The 16451-nt window shown below is 37.8% G+C and carries 13 protein-coding genes and 1 pseudogene; 2 read left to right on the top strand and 12 right to left on the bottom strand.

The window, feature by feature from the left end:
• Positions 1–627: 627 nt before the first annotated feature.
• Complete coding sequence (locus tag BN358_RS05660; RefSeq protein ID WP_019228239.1) at positions 628–876, top strand: alpha/beta-type small acid-soluble spore protein; 249 nt, start codon at positions 628–630, stop codon at positions 874–876.
• A gap of 86 nt (positions 877–962) precedes the next feature.
• Here BN358_RS05660 and BN358_RS05655 read toward each other — a convergent pair whose 3' ends face one another.
• Positions 963–1355, bottom strand: coding sequence for a hypothetical protein (locus BN358_RS05655; protein WP_157593257.1), 393 nt, complete (start codon positions 1353–1355; stop codon positions 963–965).
• Positions 1356–1382: 27 nt separating this feature from the next.
• Here BN358_RS05655 and BN358_RS25275 point away from each other — a divergent pair.
• Positions 1383–1499: pseudogene (locus tag BN358_RS25275) on the top strand (3-keto-5-aminohexanoate cleavage protein); the annotation flags it as partial.
• On the opposite strand, the gene BN358_RS05650 reads toward BN358_RS25275, so the two are convergent.
• The 11 genes from BN358_RS05650 to BN358_RS05600 all read right to left on the bottom strand — a co-directional run bounded on the left by BN358_RS05650 (position 1500) and on the right by BN358_RS05600 (position 16306).
• Positions 1500–2531 (bottom strand): electron transfer flavoprotein subunit alpha/FixB family protein, encoded by a 1032-nt coding sequence (locus BN358_RS05650; protein ID WP_019228237.1) that lies wholly within the window; start codon positions 2529–2531, stop codon positions 1500–1502.
• Positions 2532–2544: 13 nt separating this feature from the next.
• Positions 2545–3327 carry an electron transfer flavoprotein subunit beta/FixA family protein gene (locus BN358_RS05645; protein ID WP_019228236.1) on the bottom strand — a complete coding sequence of 261 codons (783 nt, stop codon included), beginning with the start codon at positions 3325–3327 and terminating at the stop codon, positions 2545–2547.
• Between the two features lie 13 nt (positions 3328–3340).
• Complete coding sequence (locus tag BN358_RS05640; protein ID WP_019228235.1) at positions 3341–4480, bottom strand: acyl-CoA dehydrogenase; 1140 nt, start codon at positions 4478–4480, stop codon at positions 3341–3343.
• A gap of 299 nt (positions 4481–4779) precedes the next feature.
• The gene (locus BN358_RS05635; protein ID WP_019228234.1) at positions 4780–5553 is read right to left on the bottom strand and encodes a short-chain-enoyl-CoA hydratase; all 774 of its coding nucleotides are present in this window, start codon (positions 5551–5553) and stop codon (positions 4780–4782) included.
• A 154-nt stretch (positions 5554–5707) separates the two neighbouring features.
• Entirely contained in the window at positions 5708–6340 is a 633-nt protein-coding gene (locus BN358_RS05630) for an HAD-IA family hydrolase (RefSeq protein WP_019228233.1), read from the bottom strand.
• Between the two features lie 9 nt (positions 6341–6349).
• On the bottom strand, positions 6350–8638 hold the full coding sequence (locus BN358_RS05625) for a Tex family protein (RefSeq protein ID WP_019228232.1): 2289 nt from the start codon (positions 8636–8638) through the stop codon (positions 6350–6352).
• 55 nt (positions 8639–8693) lie between these two features.
• A protein-coding gene (gene prfB, locus BN358_RS05620; RefSeq protein WP_157593255.1) for a peptide chain release factor 2 occupies positions 8694–9807 on the bottom strand; the annotation gives its coding sequence in 2 pieces (ribosomal slippage) (positions 8694–9731 and positions 9733–9807; 1113 coding nt in all).
• A 116-nt stretch (positions 9808–9923) separates the two neighbouring features.
• The gene (secA, locus tag BN358_RS05615; protein ID WP_019228230.1) at positions 9924–12683 is read right to left on the bottom strand and encodes a preprotein translocase subunit SecA; all 2760 of its coding nucleotides are present in this window, start codon (positions 12681–12683) and stop codon (positions 9924–9926) included.
• Positions 12684–12703: 20 nt separating this feature from the next.
• Complete coding sequence (locus BN358_RS05610) at positions 12704–13924, bottom strand: NAD(P)/FAD-dependent oxidoreductase (protein ID WP_019228229.1); 1221 nt, start codon at positions 13922–13924, stop codon at positions 12704–12706.
• 4 nt (positions 13925–13928) lie between these two features.
• Positions 13929–15530 (bottom strand): NAD(P)/FAD-dependent oxidoreductase, encoded by a 1602-nt coding sequence (locus BN358_RS05605; protein ID WP_019228228.1) that lies wholly within the window; start codon positions 15528–15530, stop codon positions 13929–13931.
• Positions 15531–15880: 350 nt separating this feature from the next.
• Positions 15881–16306, bottom strand: a complete 426-nt coding sequence (locus tag BN358_RS05600) for an Lrp/AsnC family transcriptional regulator (RefSeq protein ID WP_019228227.1) — start codon at positions 16304–16306, stop codon at positions 15881–15883.
• Positions 16307–16451: the final 145 nt, after the last annotated feature.

Genomic DNA, 16451 nt, shown 5'->3' with positions numbered 1-16451 from the left:
TCAATAAATTAATTGTGGGATTGTAAATCAGATTGATATTATTTCATTAAGATGTGAAAGTTATTGATTTCATTTTGTTTTGACAGTCACCCGTCATATTTGCTGAAACCATTTCGATGTAACTACACCGCAGAGCATCCGCCGAATATTCGATAACTCTGTCCTCGTCAACTTTAAAAGTTCTGGCGCTATAATACAATAATCTGAGATTAGCTTCCCTATTTATTCTCCTTTCTAAATTTATTATTAATTTATGAATTTTAAAAAAATTAGTTACTTTATCTTTTTAATTTTATCACAAAACTAATAAATAGTACATGATTATTTTGAAATAATATAAAATGCAAGTTAAAATGTTTCCAATAGTCGACCTTTTGTTCATTAATTTGCCATGTATTATATTAAATCTCGTGTCAATAATATGTTTAGAAAGTCAATCTCAAATTGATTTTCAGAACAAATTTAATCTTGTAAATTAATTGACCTGCAATACATAAAACATAAATGTACTCAGGTTGATAGGGCCCGGGAAGTATAATTTACCAACTTAACAATATCTTACATGATTAAATTAAACACAACTGACAATAATAACACTACATCATTCATGAAAGGAGAAACAAAATTATGGCAACAAACAACAGTGGAAGCAACAATATAGTTGTTCCTGAAGCAAAACAAGCATTAAACCAAATGAAGGCTGAAATAGCTAATGAATTGGGATTAACTAACTATGAACAGGTAGACAAAGGTAACCTTACTGCTAGACAGAATGGTTATGTAGGCGGATACATGACTAAGAGACTGGTTGAGATGGCTCAGAGACAAATGAGCGGATCTTCAGGCATGGGCTCAAGCGGAATGCAAACTAAATAAGTAAGAAAAAAGTAAATTAATATAAAATTGGTGAACAGGGTTACTGTTCACCAATTTTTATTACCAGTCTTTGTTTACCGGCATTTTCATGAGTCTTCCGTAGCCGTTGAAAGAATCCTCATCATGGTATACATAATCAGTCTTTGTATCCAGGAATATGAGTCTTCCTTCTTTTTGTGCCAGGCTCCTGAGATACCCTGCTCCGGAAGGATATCGCCGTTTAGATACATCAATGCTTTGATATTAGGTGACAGTGTATCTCTATTATACTTCCATTTGTTGTATATTTCATGTGGTTCTGGTTCCCTGAATACATAATAATGTGAAAGGTATTCCGGGTCTGACCAGTCGATTGACTTGTATCCTGTAATTCTTACGTTTGGTATGGAATAATCAATTACAACAGTCTTGTCGTACTTTTGCCAACACATTTCAAGGAATGGAAGACTATATCCGTATAATGAATGAAAATAGAACAAAACCTGAATTCGAAGTTTATGAAGTCGTATATTTCCAAGGGTGTTCTTGCAAAATCTAATGCTGAACCAGTTTTAAAAGTCAAGGAAATTGCCGGACTCCTAGACCGTGAAGCAGCTACACCTGATGAAGCAAGAAAAATTTTATTATTTATCTTCTTTGCTAGCTGCCTGTTTCAATTGTTCAATAAGAAGCGGAACTATTTTGAAAATGTCTCCGACTATTCCAACATCAGCTACATCAAATATAGGAGCTGTTGCATCCTTGTTGATTGCTATGATGTAATCAGATTCTTCCATTCCTGCCAAGTGCTGTATTGCCCCGGAAATACCGCATGCAATGTACAGATTTGGTCTTACTGTCTTTCCTGTCTGTCCTACCTGTCTGTCTTTTGGCACCCATCCTGCATCAACTGCTGCTCTTGATGCTGAAATTGTTCCACCAAGAAGGTCAGCCAGTTCTTCAAGCATTGGATAGTTTTCAGGGCCGTGCATTCCTCTTCCGCCTGATACCAATACTTTAGCATCTTCTATATTCATTCTTTGCTGAATTATTTTTGTGATGTCAAGTATTTCAACATTCTTGCAGTCTGCAGGAATTTCTACCTTGTACTGCTCGATGTTTACTGGATTTTGATCTGACATTTTCAGTGCCTGCATAACTCCAGGTCTTACTGTTGCCATCTGTGGTCTGTGATTTGGGCATGCTATTGTTGCCATCAGGTTTCCACCAAATGCAGGTCTTGTCATCATGAGGTTCAGTTTTTCAGGATTTTCATCGTCAGGTTCAATTGTCAGTCCTGTACAGTCTGCTGTAAGTCCTGTGTGAACTCTTGCTGAAACTCTTGGAGCCATGTCTCTTCCGATTGCTGTTGCTCCGTATATTACTATATCTGGTTTTTTATCTTCGATTATTTTATTCATTGTGTATACATATGGTTCTGTCATGTATACATCAAGGATTTCATCGTCAACATAAATTACATTGTCTGCTCCTGCATAGCAAAGTTTTTTTGCTTCGTCCATCATGTCATGTCCAAGAAGAACTGCAGTTACTGTTGTGTTTAAATCTTTTGCCAGTTGTTTTCCCTTTCCGATTAATTCAAGGGCTACTTTTTGTACTTTACGGTCTCTTTGTTCGGCAAAAACAAAAATTCCTTTATATTCAGAAATATTCATCGTCCGCCTCCTACTATAAAATAAACTTTTCTTTCATTTTATCAACTATCAGTTCAGCTGATTCCAATGGTTCAAGGTTAAATACCTTTCCTGCGGACTTAGCGCCCTTTGTAAATGATTTTTTAACCTTTGTAGGAGAGCCTTTTAAGCCAATGTTGTCCAAATCTACAGTCAAATCCTTCAGTGTCCAAACTTTTACTTGTTTTTCTCTGAAAGCATCAAAAATTCCGCCTGGTGTCATGTAACGAGGCTTATTGAGTTCTGCCAACGCTGTAATGAGTATAGGCAATTTTGCTTTTATTGTGTGATATCTGTCTTCATATTGTCTTTTTACTATTATGTGTCCGTCTTCTATTTTGATTTCTTCTGCGTAGCTTATGTTAGGAAGATTCAAGTGTTCAGCTATCTGAGGTCCAACTTGAGCTGTATCTCCGTCTATAGCTTGTCTTCCGGTAATTATCAAATCATATTCAAGATTGTTAAGAGCTGCTGCCAGTGTTGTTGAAGTTGCCCATGTGTCTGCTCCTCCAAATGCTCTGTCAGTAACAAGTATTGCTTCGTCTGCTCCCATAGCCAGTGCTTCTCTCAAAGCTAAATCTGCCTGTGGTGGTCCCATGGAAACCACTGTTACATGTGCTCCTATTTCATCTTTCAATCTTATTGCTGCTTCCAGGCCTGCTTTGTCATCTGGATTGATGATGCTTGGAACGCCGTCTCTTATTAATGTGTTTGTTTTAGGATCTAGTCTGACTTCTGTTGTATCAGGCACCTGTTTTATACATACTACTATATTCACGTCTTCTGCCTCCCTATTTCAACATATTAGCGCTGATAACCATTCTTTGAACTTCTGAAGTTCCTTCATAAATTTCAGTTATCTTAGCGTCTCTCATCATTCTTTCAACAGGATAGTCTCTTGTGTATCCATATCCTCCATGAAGCTGAACAGCTTTTGTTGTTACTTCCATTGCTGTTTCTGCTGCGAACAATTTTGCCATTGCGGCATCTACTCCATAAGCTGCTCCTGCGTCTTTGCTGCATGCTGCTCTGTAAACCAAGAGTCTAGCTGCATCAACTTTTGTCTGCATTTCAGCCAACTGGAACTGTGTGTTCTGGAACTGAGAAATTGATCTTCCGAACTGTTTTCTTTCCTTAACATACTTCACAGTTTCATCTATTGCTCCTTGAGCAATACCAAGAGCCTGAGCTGCTATTCCTATTCTTCCGCCGTCAAGAGTCTTCATGGCGATTTTGAAGCCCTGTCCAATTTTTCCAAGAAGATTTTCTTTTGGAACTACACAGTCTTCAAATATCAGTTCACATGTTGCTGAACCTCTGATACCCATTTTTAATTCTTTCTTTCCTATTGAAAATCCAGGGAAGGTACTTTCAACTATGAATGCTGAAATGCCTTTTGTTCCTTGTGATTTGTCAGTCATTGCCATAACTATATAAACATCTGCATAAGATGCATTAGTTATAAATATTTTGCTTCCATTTAAAATGTAGTTGTCTCCATCAAGAACTGCTTTTGTCTGCTGTCCTGCAGCATCAGTTCCTGCTCCAGGTTCTGTTAAGCCGAATGCGCCTATCCACTCACCTGATGCGATTTTAGTCAAATATTTTTGCTTTTGTTCTTCTGTTCCAAATTCCAACAGTGGTGAACCGCACAATGATGTGTGTGCAGATACGATAACGCCTGTAGTAGCGCATACTTTTGACAATTCTTCAACTGCCATTGCATAAGTTAAATAGTCGCATCCCTGTCCGCCGTATTGTTTTGGAAATGGAATTCCCATGAAACCATATTTCTGCATTTTTTCAACAGTTTCAAGTGGAAATCTTTCTTGTTCGTCAATTTCTTGTGCCAATGGCTCCACTTCGTTGACAGCAAAACTTCTGAAAAGCTGTCTTGCCATTTCGTGTTCCTTGCTTAATTGAAAATTCATCATTTCACTCCCTTAAATTTTTTATTGACCCTTATTTTCGCCCTTTAACAAGTTTTCACCTGTTAATTTAACCCTTTTGTTTGACAATTACCAAACATTATGATTATACTAAAAAAGAAAATAAAATTCAACCCTTATTTGATATTTTGTTCAATTTTACTACATATTTTTTTAAAAAATGAAGACCGCAAAAAAATTCGCGGTCTTCATTGACTTTAAATCAACCTACAATTGCCAATACTATCACAATCACGGCCGTGCAAACGTATACCTTTCTTTATACATTAATTTATAATTTATTATTTGAACTGAGGCTTTCTTTTTTCTGCAAAAGCTGTCATGCCTTCTTTTTGGTCTTCACATGAAAAGCACAGAGCAAACAAGTTTGACTCATATGAAATTCCTGTTTCTATGTCTGTTTCTAATCCCTTGTTAATTGCTTCCTTGGCATATTTTACGGCTGTTCTTGAATTTGCTTTTATTTTTTCAGCCATTTTGTATGTTTCTTCCATGAGAGTTTCTTTTTCTGTAACTTTGTTCACAAGACCAATTCTGTATGCTTCTTCAGCATCAATGTGGCCGCCTGCGAATATGAGTTCTTTTGCTCTTCCCATTCCTACAAGTCTCGGGAGTCTTTGTGTTCCTGAAAAACCCGGAATTATTCCAAGACCTACTTCAGGCTGACCGAACTTTGCTTTAACAGATGCAATTCTTATGTCGCATGCCATTGCAAGCTCACAGCCTCCTCCAAGTGCAAAACCATTTACTGCTGCAATTACAGTCTTGTCCAATGTTTCAATTTTTCTGAATAATCTTGCGCCGTCCTGGCCGAATTTTTTAGCTCCTGCCGGGTCCAGAGTATTCATGTACGCAATGTCAGCTCCTGCAACAAAAGCTTTTCCCTCGCCTGTGAGAACAACCACTGACACTTCATCATCACATTTGAGCCCGTCAAATACAAATTCAAGTTCATTAAGCACTTCTGCATTCAAAGCGTTCAATGTCTGAGGGTTGTTTATTGTAATTGTGCAAATGCCCTCATTTTTTCCAACAATTAAATTTTTTAGTTCCATAATCCACCCTTCCTTTACATTTTTATATTGCCTCTTATCCATTTGCCTTTGGATTTTAAGGAAAACAAGTCAGCCGCATGCATGGCTCTGTCCAGTAAAAACTTATTAAAAGACTTTTATTGGACAGCACGCCATCTAGCCAGCCGGCGAATTTTTAAATTAATTTAGTTATGTCCCACATTTTGTCAAGGACATGCTTTATATTATATTTATCAGCCAGTTCCCTGGAATTTGACTGCCACCCCACAAGCACAGGAGTTGTAGAAGCGTTTATGGCACATTCCATATCAAATTTTGAATCTCCCACATACAATGTCCTTTCAGCTGTAGTATTGAGTTCATTGATTACTTTCATGAGAGGTTCCTTGTCTGGTTTGTGCTTTTGCACATCATCGGCTGATACAACAGAATCGAAGTAACATGCAATGTTGAAATTTTCAAGGGCTGACACTGTGGAGTGCCTCAGCCTTGATGTGGCAATTCCAAGTTTTATGTTTTTGCTTTTCAGATATTTCAATGTTTCTTCCACCGTTTCATAAAGAGTAACTTCTTGGTTAAAACGGTCTCGCTGGTAGTTTCTGTAAGCCTCGATTACATCTTCGAACGGAAACTTCCCGAAATCTCTTCTGAGGGTAAGCTCCAAAGGTTCTCCAAATGTACTCATGATGTATTCTTCGCTGCATTCTTCTTCCAGGAAAGAACTATATATGTGTCTGAAGGAATTTATGATCATTTGATTTGTATTTGCCAAAGTACCGTCAAAATCAAATATTATTGTATCAATCATTTAAATCTCCTAATTTTTCTTTGTTTTCATGCTGAGGCCGATTCTTTGTCTTTCCTTGTCAATGCTGATGATTGTCACATTGACATTGTCTCCAACCTGGACTACTTCCATAGGATTTTTAATGTATTTGTCGCTCATTTCAGAAAGGTGTACCAGTCCGTCTTGTTTAACTCCTATGTCTACGAAAGCACCAAAATCCACAACATTTCTTACTGTTCCCGTGAGTTTCATTCCAACTTCCATGTCTTCAAACTTAACAACGTCGCTTCTGAATATTACTTTCGGCATTTCGTCTCTCGGATCTCTTCCTGGTTTTTTAAGTTCTTCAATTATATCAGTGAGTGTTGGAACTCCAATACTCAGTTCATCAGCAAGAACCTTCACTTTTGCCTGGTAATTTTCTTTTGGCAGCTTTTTTTCCTGCTTGAAGTTTACTTGAGCCAGAGCTTCAAGTCCATGGAGCCTGTTGTTTTTGGATGTCATTTTTAATTTACTGTCATCTTCCTTAACCTTGACATTCATTATGCGTTCGTTAATGTCTTTCAAATTTCCTGTTCTCACGTCTTCAATTGTGTATCCAAGTTTTTTCAAAAGATTTTCAGCAATTTCATATGATTCAGGATGAACTGCAGTCCTGTCCAGAGGATTGTCCCCGTCAGATATTCTCATGAATCCTGCGCATTGTTCAAATGCCTTTTCTCCAAGTTGCTTAACCTTAAGAAGTTCTTTCCTGTTGACAAATTTTCCGTTTTCTTCTCTGTATTTTACAAGGTTTTTAGCAATTGTCTTGGAAACTCCTGACACATACTGCAATAGTGCAGGAGAAGCAGTGTTTAAGTCAACTCCTACGCTGTTAACGCAGTCTTCAACAACCCCATCAAGCTCCTGACCAAGCTTTGGCTGGTTAACATCGTGCTGGTATTGACCAACACCTATGCTCTTAGGATCAATCTTTACAAGTTCAGCTAATGGGTCCTGCAGTCTTCTTCCTATGGAAATGGCTCCTCTTATGGTAACATCAAGATCCGGATATTCTTCCTGAGCAAGCTTTGATGCAGAGTAAACAGACGCCCCTGCTTCTGATACTATTGTGTAAGTTATGTTCTTGTCAATTCTTGAGAGCATGTCTGCAACAACCTGCTCAGTTTCTCTTGATGCAGTGCCGTTTCCTATTGTAATAACATCTATATCATATTTCTTAATGATTTCAGTCATTATTTTCTGAGACTTTTCAACTTCATTTTTAGGTTCGTTAGGATAAATTACTCCCTGTTCCAGGAATTTTCCTGTTTCATCAAGTATTGCAAGCTTGCATCCTGTTCTGAAACTTGGGTCGATTGCAAGAATTCTAACATCCTTTACAGGAGGAACCATCAGCAGGTTTTTAGTATTTTTTCCAAATACCTTTATTGCTTCTTCTTCCGCCCTTTCAGTCAAAATGTTTCTCACTTCTCGTTCAATGGAAGGAGATATGAGTCTCTTGTAACTGTCCATTATTGCAGCTATGTAATATTCAGTAGTTATGGCAGCTTCATTTTTAATTTCATTTGACTTAAGATAATTTATTGCTCTTTCATCTGGTGTGTTTAGTTTTACCTTAAGCTTCTTTTCATTTTCGCCTCTGTTCACTGCTAAAATTCTGTGGTTAGCGATTGTTTTTACGGCTTCTTCATATTTGTAATACATGTCATAAACTGTTTTTTCATTTTCATCAACTGCTTCTGAAACTAATATTCCATCTGCTGCAAATAATTCACGTATATGTTTTCTGTAATCCGCATTGTCAGATATGATTTCTGCAATTATGTCGCATGCTCCGTCAAATGCTTCCTTGGAGTTTTTAACTCCCTTTTCTTCATCTATGTATGGTGCAGCAAGTTCTTCAAGATTACCTTGTAAAACATCCTGAGCAAGAATAATATTTGCAAGGCCTTCAAGTCCCTTTTCCTTTGCTTTTGAAGCACGTGTTGACTTTTTCTGTTTGAAAGGTCTGTATAAGTCTTCAACACGCTGAAGAACATCGGCACTTAAGATTTCACTTTTAAGTTCTTCTGTAAGTTTTCCTTGTTCTTCAATGAGTCTCACAACTTCTTCTTTTCTTGCTTCAAGATTTCTCAAATACATGAGTCTTTCGTACAAGTCTCTAAGAACAACGTCATCAAGGGAACCTGTCTGTTCCTTACGGTAACGTGCTATAAAAGGAATTGTGTTTCCCTCATCAATAAGCTTGATTGTATTTTCAACCTGAAATGCTTTTATATTGAACTCTTGGCATAATAATTTGTTTATATCTAACATTTTCTCTCCCCTTACTTGTTTAAATTAAGAATTAAGAATTATTAATTCTTAACTCTTAATTGCTTTTTAAAGATTTCATTTTCAAATATTCATTCATGAACATATCAAGATTGCCGTCCATTACAGACTGTACATTGGCCGTTTCTGCATTTGTGCGGTGGTCTTTTACCATGCTGTATGGATGGAATACATAAGACCTTATTTGGCTTCCCCATGCAATTTGATTGTATTTTCCTTGAATATCCTCAATTTTTTCCTTGTTTTCCATCTTCTTGATTTCCAGCAGCTTTGATTTAAGCATTTTCATTGCAAAATCCTTATTGGCGTGCTGGGACCTTTGGTTTTGACAGGACACCACTATTCCTGTGGGAATGTGTGTTATACGGATGGCAGAGTCTGTAGTGTTTACATACTGACCCCCTGCTCCGCTTGAACGGAAAGTATCCACCCTGATGTCAGTTTCATTGATTTCAACTTCTTCATCATCTGTCATTTCCGGTGTGATGTCAACTGATGCAAAAGATGTGTGTCTTCTGTTTGAAGAATCGAATGGTGAAATCCTCACAAGTCGGTGTACGCCTTTTTCTGATTTCAAATATCCGTAGGCATTGTCCCCTTCTACAAGAAGAGTAACACTTTTAATACCGGCTTCAGTGTCCGGAAGTATGTCGAGGACAGTGGACTTAAATCCATGTGAATCAATCCATCTTGAGTACATACGGTAAAGCATGTCTGCCCAGTCCTGGGCTTCTGTCCCTCCGGCACCGGCGTGGATGGACAATATTGCGTTGTTCTCATCGTATTCTCCGCTTAAGAGAGCGACAATTCTTGCATCTTCAAGCTGTTTTTCAACTTCATCCATGCTTTTTTTAAGATCAGAAAGATGGCTTTCGTCGTCTTCTTCCCTGATCATTTCAAGAAACAATTCAACTTCCTCCACCTGCTGTTTTAAATTTTTATATTCGTTTATTCTGTCTGTGTTGTGTTTTAATTTTTGAGATACTTTTTGAGCTCTTTCCTGGTTATTCCAAAACTCAGGCTCCTGCATTTCAGATTCCAGCAGTATGTTTTCTTCCTTTAACTTTTCCAAGTCAAAGGGAACCACCTACCTCGTTTAATATTGCATTGAACCTTTTAAGATTTTCTGTTATTTCATACAAATCTATCAATGTATCAGCTCCCTTTTGTTAATTAAGAATTAATAATTAAGAATTAAGAATGATTGTAGGATTTGTGCCCGGCACAAATCCCTCTTTTAATTCTTAACTCTTAATTCTTAATTTCTTTATTCTTCTTCGTTTGCTCCGCAGCATTTTTTGTATTTCTTTCCGCTTCCGCACGGGCATGGATCATTTCTTCCGACTTTTTTATCCTTTTTAACAACAGGCTGTGGTTTTCCTGTTCCGCCTAAATCTCCGCCGCTTGTGCCTGTGATTTTAGCAACTTCCTTACGCTGAACTTTTTCCTGCGGTTTTACGCGCATAAGCATTTTTACAGTGTCTTCCTGGATTGAAGCAGTCATTTCTTCAAACATGTCAAATCCTTCTACCTGGTAAGCTCTCACAGGATCTTCGTTTCCTATGGCACGAAGGCCTATACCCTGTCTTAACTGATCCATTGCATCAATGTGGTCAATCCATTTTGTATCTACATTTCTAAGAAGTATGATTCTTTCCACTTCTCTGAAAATTTCTGCTCCAAACTCAGCTTCCTGTCTTTCATAATGTCTGTCAACAGCATTTCTTGCCTTTTCTTTAAGGATATCCTTTGTGATATTTTCTTCACCGTCAAAGCTTATGAGCATGTAGAATGTTTCAGCAATATATTTTTCATATGCTTTTATATCCCAGTTGTCTGAATATCTTTCGTCAGTAGTATACATCTGTATACCCTTGTCAATGAGGCTGTCAACCATTTTAGAAACATAATCCTTCAGGTCTTCACCAAGAAGAACTCTTTTTCTTTCAGAATAAATGACTTCTCTTTGCTTGTTCATTACATTGTCGTATTGAAGGACATGCTTTCTTATTTCAAAGTTTCTTCCTTCAACTCTGCCCTGAGCAGTTTCAATTGTCCTTGTGAGCATTCCTGCTTCCAAAGGCTCATCTTCAGGCATTTTCAAAGTTTCGATTATTCCCTTAACTTTATCCCCGGCAAAAAGTCTCATGAGGTCGTCTTCCAGTGAAATATAGAACCTTGTTGAACCAGGGTCTCCCTGTCTTCCTGCACGGCCTCTTAACTGATTGTCAATACGTCTTGACTCGTGGCGCTCGGTTCCTATTATGTGAAGGCCTCCCGCATCTCTTACCCTTTGCTGTTCATCCTTCAGCTCATTTTTAGATTCTTCGAGAAGTTTCTTGTATGTTTCTCTTGCTTCAATTATTTCAGCATCATCAGTATCATTGAAGCCGTCTGCATGAGAAATAAGTTCTTCTGAATAGCCCTTCATTTTCATTTTGTGCTTAGCAATAAATTCCGGGTTTCCTCCAAGAACTATGTCGGTACCTCTGCCGGCCATGTTTGTTGCAATAGTTACAGAGCCAAGTCTTCCTGCCTGAGCTACTATTTCAGCTTCCTTGTCATGTTGTTTTGCATTTAATACTTCATGTTTAACACCTTGCTTTTTAAGCATCTTGCTCAAAAGTTCGGATTTTTCTATTGAAATTGTACCAACCAGAATTGGCTGGCCTGTCTTGTTCTTTTCTATTATTTCATTTATTACAGCGTTGAACTTACCTGCTTCACCCTTGTAGACAACATCCTGCATGTCGTTACGGATTACGTCCTTGTTTGTAGGAATTTCAATAACATCAACGTTGTATATCTCTCTGAATTCGCCTTCTTCAGTCTTAGCAGTACCTGTCATACCTGAAAGTTTTTTGTACATTCTGAAATAGTTCTGGAATGTTATTGTAGCCAGAGTCTTTGACTCTTTTCTTACTTCAATTCTTTCTTTTGCTTCTATTGCCTGGTGCAGACCGTTTGAATATCTTCTTCCATACATTATACGGCCGGTAAATTCATCTACTATGAGCACCTCTCCATCCTTAACAATGTAATCAATGTCTCTTTTCATTGTGTTGTGGGCTTTGAGTGCCTGGTTGATGTGGTGAGATATTTCCATGTTTTCCTGATCTGCAAGGTTTGAAATGCTGAAGAATCTTTCAGCCTTTGTAATACCTCTTGCAGTCAGCGTTACATTTTTTCCCTTTTCATCAACTATATAATCAACAGTGTCGTCTTCATCAACGTCACCCATCATGTAGTCCATTTTGCTTTTCTTTTCTTCAGGAAGCTGAATTTTTCCCTTCAAAGGAATAACAAAGCTGTTTGCTGCTTCGTAAAGGGATGTTGATTCATCTCCTTCACCGGAAATTATAAGAGGTGTTCTTGCCTCATCTATTAAAATTGAGTCAACTTCGTCTATGATGCAGTAGCTTAAATCTCTTTGTACCATTTCTTCCTTGCGGATGACCATGTTGTCTCTTAAGTAGTCAAATCCAAACTCGTTGTTTGTTCCGTAAGTGATGTCACACTGATATGCTCTTTTTCTTTCTTCCTTTGTGATGCCGTGAACTATGCAGCCTACAGAAAGTCCAAGAAAATTGTGCACCTTTCCCATCCAGTCGCAGTCACGCTTTGCCAGGTAATCATTCACAGTGATTACATGGACGCCGTTTCCATCAAGAGCATTCAAATATACAGGCAGAGTTGAAACAAGAGTTTTTCCTTCGCCTGTCTTCATTTCTGCAATACGTCCCTGGTGAAGAACCATACCGCCTATGAGCTGAACCCTGTAATGCTTTTGTCCCAATACTCTCCATGCTGCTTCTCTCACTACAGCAAATGCCTCCGGCAAAATGTCATCCTTTGTTTCTCCATTTGCAAGGCGCTGTTTAAACTCAGATGTCTTTGCCTTAAGTTCATAATCAGTCAATGCTTCCATGGTCTTTTCCAAAGACATTATTTTATCGACTGAGGGAAATAATCTTTTTACTTCTTTTTCACTGTATGAACCAAATATCTTTTCCAAAAAATTTTTCATAATTTATCCTTTCTCCAATGCTATATTGAACTAGAGTGTCCTGCTGTATATCCGGAGCTCCACGCCCACTGCAGATTAAATCCCCCGCAGTCTCCGTCAACGTCAAGCACTTCTCCTGCAAAGTACAATCCCTTCACTTTTGTTGATTCCATTGTTTTTGGATTTATATCCGTCAATGCTATTCCTCCGGCAGTGGTCTGTGCCTGCTGCCATGTGTTGTGTCCGGTAACTTCAAATTTCCATTCCTTTAATATATCAATAATTTTAAAAATTTCCTTCTTGCTTAGTTTTCCGCACTCTTTTTGTATGTTATCAAACCCTGCCTCAGAGAGAATCACTGAGATGAGCTTTTTATTTATAAAGCCTATCAATGCATCTTCCATTGACTTGTAGCCAATATGGAAAAACCTGTCTTTTAATATGTCATAAAGCATGGCTTTTGTCAAATTAGGGAACATGTCAACAGCAATAAACACCAGTTCATTCCTGTTAATTGCTTCGATTACCTTCCTGCTTATCTGCAAAACAGGAGGGCCTGATATTCCGTAGTCCGTAAATAACAGTTCTCCTTCTTCTTCTCTGATTGTTTTACTTTCGGTGAAGCTTCTTACAATACCGTCAAACCTGATTCCAGTTATTCTTTTGAAGTATTTTCCCGCAAGCTTAAGCTGCACCAGGGCAGGAAAAGGCTCGATAATTTTATGACCGAAGGATTTGGCAATTTCATATCCGCTGCCGTCTGAACCAAGCTGCGGACTCGCCTTTCCTCCGCTGCACAAAATAACCTTGTCAGCCGTGAAGGCATTCTCCATCCCTATAATACTGAATTTATCTTTACTTTTCCTTAACTCTCTCACTTCAAAGTCAGTTATTTCCTGAACATTAAGCCTTAAAGTTTCATATCTCAACACATCCAGCACACTTGATGCCTGAAGGGAATTAGGGTACACTTTTCCACTTTGATCTATATATGGATAAATTCCTAAATTTTCGAAAAAAGAAATTGTTTTGTCGCGGTCGAAAAAATTCATAGCACTTTCTGCCATCGTGATATTTTTGCTGTGATATCGGTCCATGGACATGTACATGTTTGTATAATTGCACCTGCCGTTTCCTGTAGCCAGTATCTTTTTTCCTACTTTATTCATTTTCTCATAAACTGAAACTTCGGCTCCGTTCCTGGCCGCGGCAATTGCAGCTACAAGTCCGGCTGCGCCTCCGCCGATAACAGCTACTTTCATTATATCATTCCTTTATATTAAGTGGTTTGTATTTCTTTATAATTTGTTCTGCAACCTTAAGTCCGTCAATTGATGCAGACATGATTCCTCCAGCATAGCCTGAGCCTTCCCCGCATGGATAAATTCCCCTTATGTTGCTTTGTAAGTCATCATCCCTCGTAATTCTAAGTGGTGATGACGTCCTTGTTTCAACTCCTGTTAGAACTGCATCAGCCCTGTCGTAATCAGTGAGCCAGTTTCCAAATGCTGATATTCCTTCTACTAGGCTTTCGCACACGTATGACGGAAGACAATCCCAAAGGTTCGCAAATGTGGACCCAGGTCTGTATGTGGGATAAATTTCTCCAAATGAAGTGGACACTTTCTTTTCCTTGAAATCCTTAAAAAGCTGGACAGGAGCCTTGTAGTTTCCTCCACCGATTTCAAAAGCCTTTCTTTCCCACTGTCTCTGGAATTCAATTCCTGCCATAGGGTCATTTTCACCGCCGAAATCCTCTGGATTTATAGAAACAACAATAGCGGAATTTGCATTTTCCAAATCCCTGTCGTGGAAGCTCATGCCATTTGTAACCACTCCTCCTGTTTCAGAAGCAGAAGCAGTCACAACACCTCCGGGGCACATACAAAATGTATACACGCTTCTTCCATTTTTACATTTGTGAACAAATTTGTAGTCAGCCGGTCCAAGATTCGGATGTCCTGCCATTTCTCCGTATTGAGCCTCACTTATCATTTTTTGAGGGTGCTCAATTCTGACTCCTATGGAAAAGGGCTTAGCTGTAAGTTCAAGTTTTCCATGAAGCATTGCAAATGTATCTCTTGCGCTGTGTCCTATGGCAAGAACCAGCACGTCTGTTTCTATTATGTCGCTTTCAGTTACAATCCTGTAAACGCTGTTGTCTTTTATTTTTATGTCGGTTACACATTCTTCAAATCTGAATGTTCCGCCAAGACTGATAATTTTTTTTCTTATGGAAACAAGCACGTTTCTTAAAAGGTCAGTTCCTATGTGAGGCTTGTTAACATACGTTATTTCAGCAGGAGCTCCTGCTGCCACAAATTCTTCAAGAACCTTCTTGCCTCTTTTTGAGCGATCCTTAATTAGCGTGTTCAGTTTACCATCAGAAAATGTTCCTGCTCCGCCTTCACCAAACTGAATGTTGGAATCTAAGTTTAAGGTTCCGTCTTTCCAGAACTTTTCAATATCCTTCACTCTGTCCTTTACTTTTTTTCCTCTTTCAAGGATTATAGGATTATATCCTTTTTCAGCCAAAAGCAAAGCACAAAAAAGTCCGGCCGGTCCGCTTCCTACGATTACAGGCCTGTTTTTTAAAACTATTTCCCCTGTTGCTTCAGCTTCATAAATGAATGGGTCCACCAATGCTACATTGTTGTTTCTTTTTGAAATTTTATAATCGATGTTTAGTTCCACATCCAGAGCATAAATGAACATTATTTCATCCTTTTTTCTGGCATCTATTGATTTTCTAAAAACTGAAAGTGTACTTATGTCCTCTCTCTTGATTTTCAACGATTCAGCTGCTTTTATATATAAATCTTCTTCATTGTGCTCTATTGGAAGCTTAACTTGCTGTATTCTGATCATTTCTGCACCTCTTAATTGCTTTCTTTAACTAAGTTCAATTTTAACTTTACCATTATAACATATTTTCTCAAATATTCTATGTAAATTTTTGAAACATAATCTTCACATTTTTGAGCATATTAAATATTTCATAAAAATAATTTCGAGAACCTTAGCCTGATGCTTTTTAGCTTTCACGTTTATCCATGCAATAATAGTCAAGCTTCTATATACTCTTATGGAAAAAGTATTTTTCAGAAATATGCAAGCCTAGCTTGCATATTTTATATTAAAAACTATTTTTTGGGTCTCAAATAAAACCGAAAATATCTTTTACAGATACATGTTCGGTTTTTCGGGGATCATATTATTTAAATTTCTTTTCCGTATATGGGGCTTGACATTATAATATAAGTTTCAGTGTTTCCGTAAAACTGAATTTTTCCTACAAGCTCTTCAAGATGTGACATTTCTCTCAAATAAGCCTTCATAATCATGCTGTGAGGCCCTGTAACATGGTGACATTCCACAATTTCTTCTGATTTTTTTGCAAAATCCAGGAATATTTCCTGCTTTTCAGGCTTTATTGATGCATTTATAAGAACACAAATTGGTTTTCCTACTTTTTCATTGTTAACAACAGCCTTGTATCTTTCTATTATTCCAACATCTTCTAATCTTTTTACTCTTTCTGCAACTGCAGGAGGGCTCAGAGATACAACCTTACCCAGTTCCTTCATTGATATTCTTCCGTCCTGCTGTAAAATGCTTATAATTTTCAAATCCGTCTGATCCATTTTATACCCGCCTTATTATATTAATATTTGTCATGGTGCTTTTGTATAAATTTGAAAATGTATTTCAAAACATTTCTGCTGCTGTAAATGTTTAATTTACCATGAATAATATGAAATGAGAATTGTTTCATTATCAAACTATTTT

The sequence above is a fragment of the Sedimentibacter sp. B4 genome (genome assembly GCF_000309315.1).
In the GTDB taxonomy this organism is placed as follows: domain Bacteria; phylum Bacillota; class Clostridia; order Tissierellales; family Sedimentibacteraceae; genus Sedimentibacter; species Sedimentibacter saalensis.
The sequence above is the reverse complement of the archived record's forward strand: the minus strand, read 5'-3'. Positions and strand labels throughout refer to the sequence as shown.

Excerpts from the sequence above, each read along its gene's own strand:
- BN358_RS05660 (WP_019228239.1), top strand. The coding sequence starts at position 628 with ATGGCAACAAACAACAGTGGAAGCAACAATATAGTTGTTCCTGAAGCA.
- BN358_RS05650 (WP_019228237.1), bottom strand. The coding sequence starts at position 2,531 with ATGAATATTTCTGAATATAAAGGAATTTTTGTTTTTGCCGAACAAAGA.
- BN358_RS05640 (WP_019228235.1), bottom strand. The coding sequence starts at position 4,480 with ATGAATTTTCAATTAAGCAAGGAACACGAAATGGCAAGACAGCTTTTC.
- BN358_RS05635 (WP_019228234.1), bottom strand. The coding sequence starts at position 5,553 with ATGGAACTAAAAAATTTAATTGTTGGAAAAAATGAGGGCATTTGCACA.
- BN358_RS05630 (WP_019228233.1), bottom strand. The coding sequence starts at position 6,340 with ATGATTGATACAATAATATTTGATTTTGACGGTACTTTGGCAAATACA.
- BN358_RS05625 (WP_019228232.1), bottom strand. The coding sequence starts at position 8,638 with ATGTTAGATATAAACAAATTATTATGCCAAGAGTTCAATATAAAAGCA.
- secA (WP_019228230.1), bottom strand. The coding sequence starts at position 12,683 with ATGAAAAATTTTTTGGAAAAGATATTTGGTTCATACAGTGAAAAAGAA.
- BN358_RS05610 (WP_019228229.1), bottom strand. The coding sequence starts at position 13,924 with ATGAAAGTAGCTGTTATCGGCGGAGGCGCAGCCGGACTTGTAGCTGCA.
- BN358_RS05605 (WP_019228228.1), bottom strand. The coding sequence starts at position 15,530 with ATGATCAGAATACAGCAAGTTAAGCTTCCAATAGAGCACAATGAAGAA.
- BN358_RS05600 (WP_019228227.1), bottom strand. The coding sequence starts at position 16,306 with ATGGATCAGACGGATTTGAAAATTATAAGCATTTTACAGCAGGACGGA.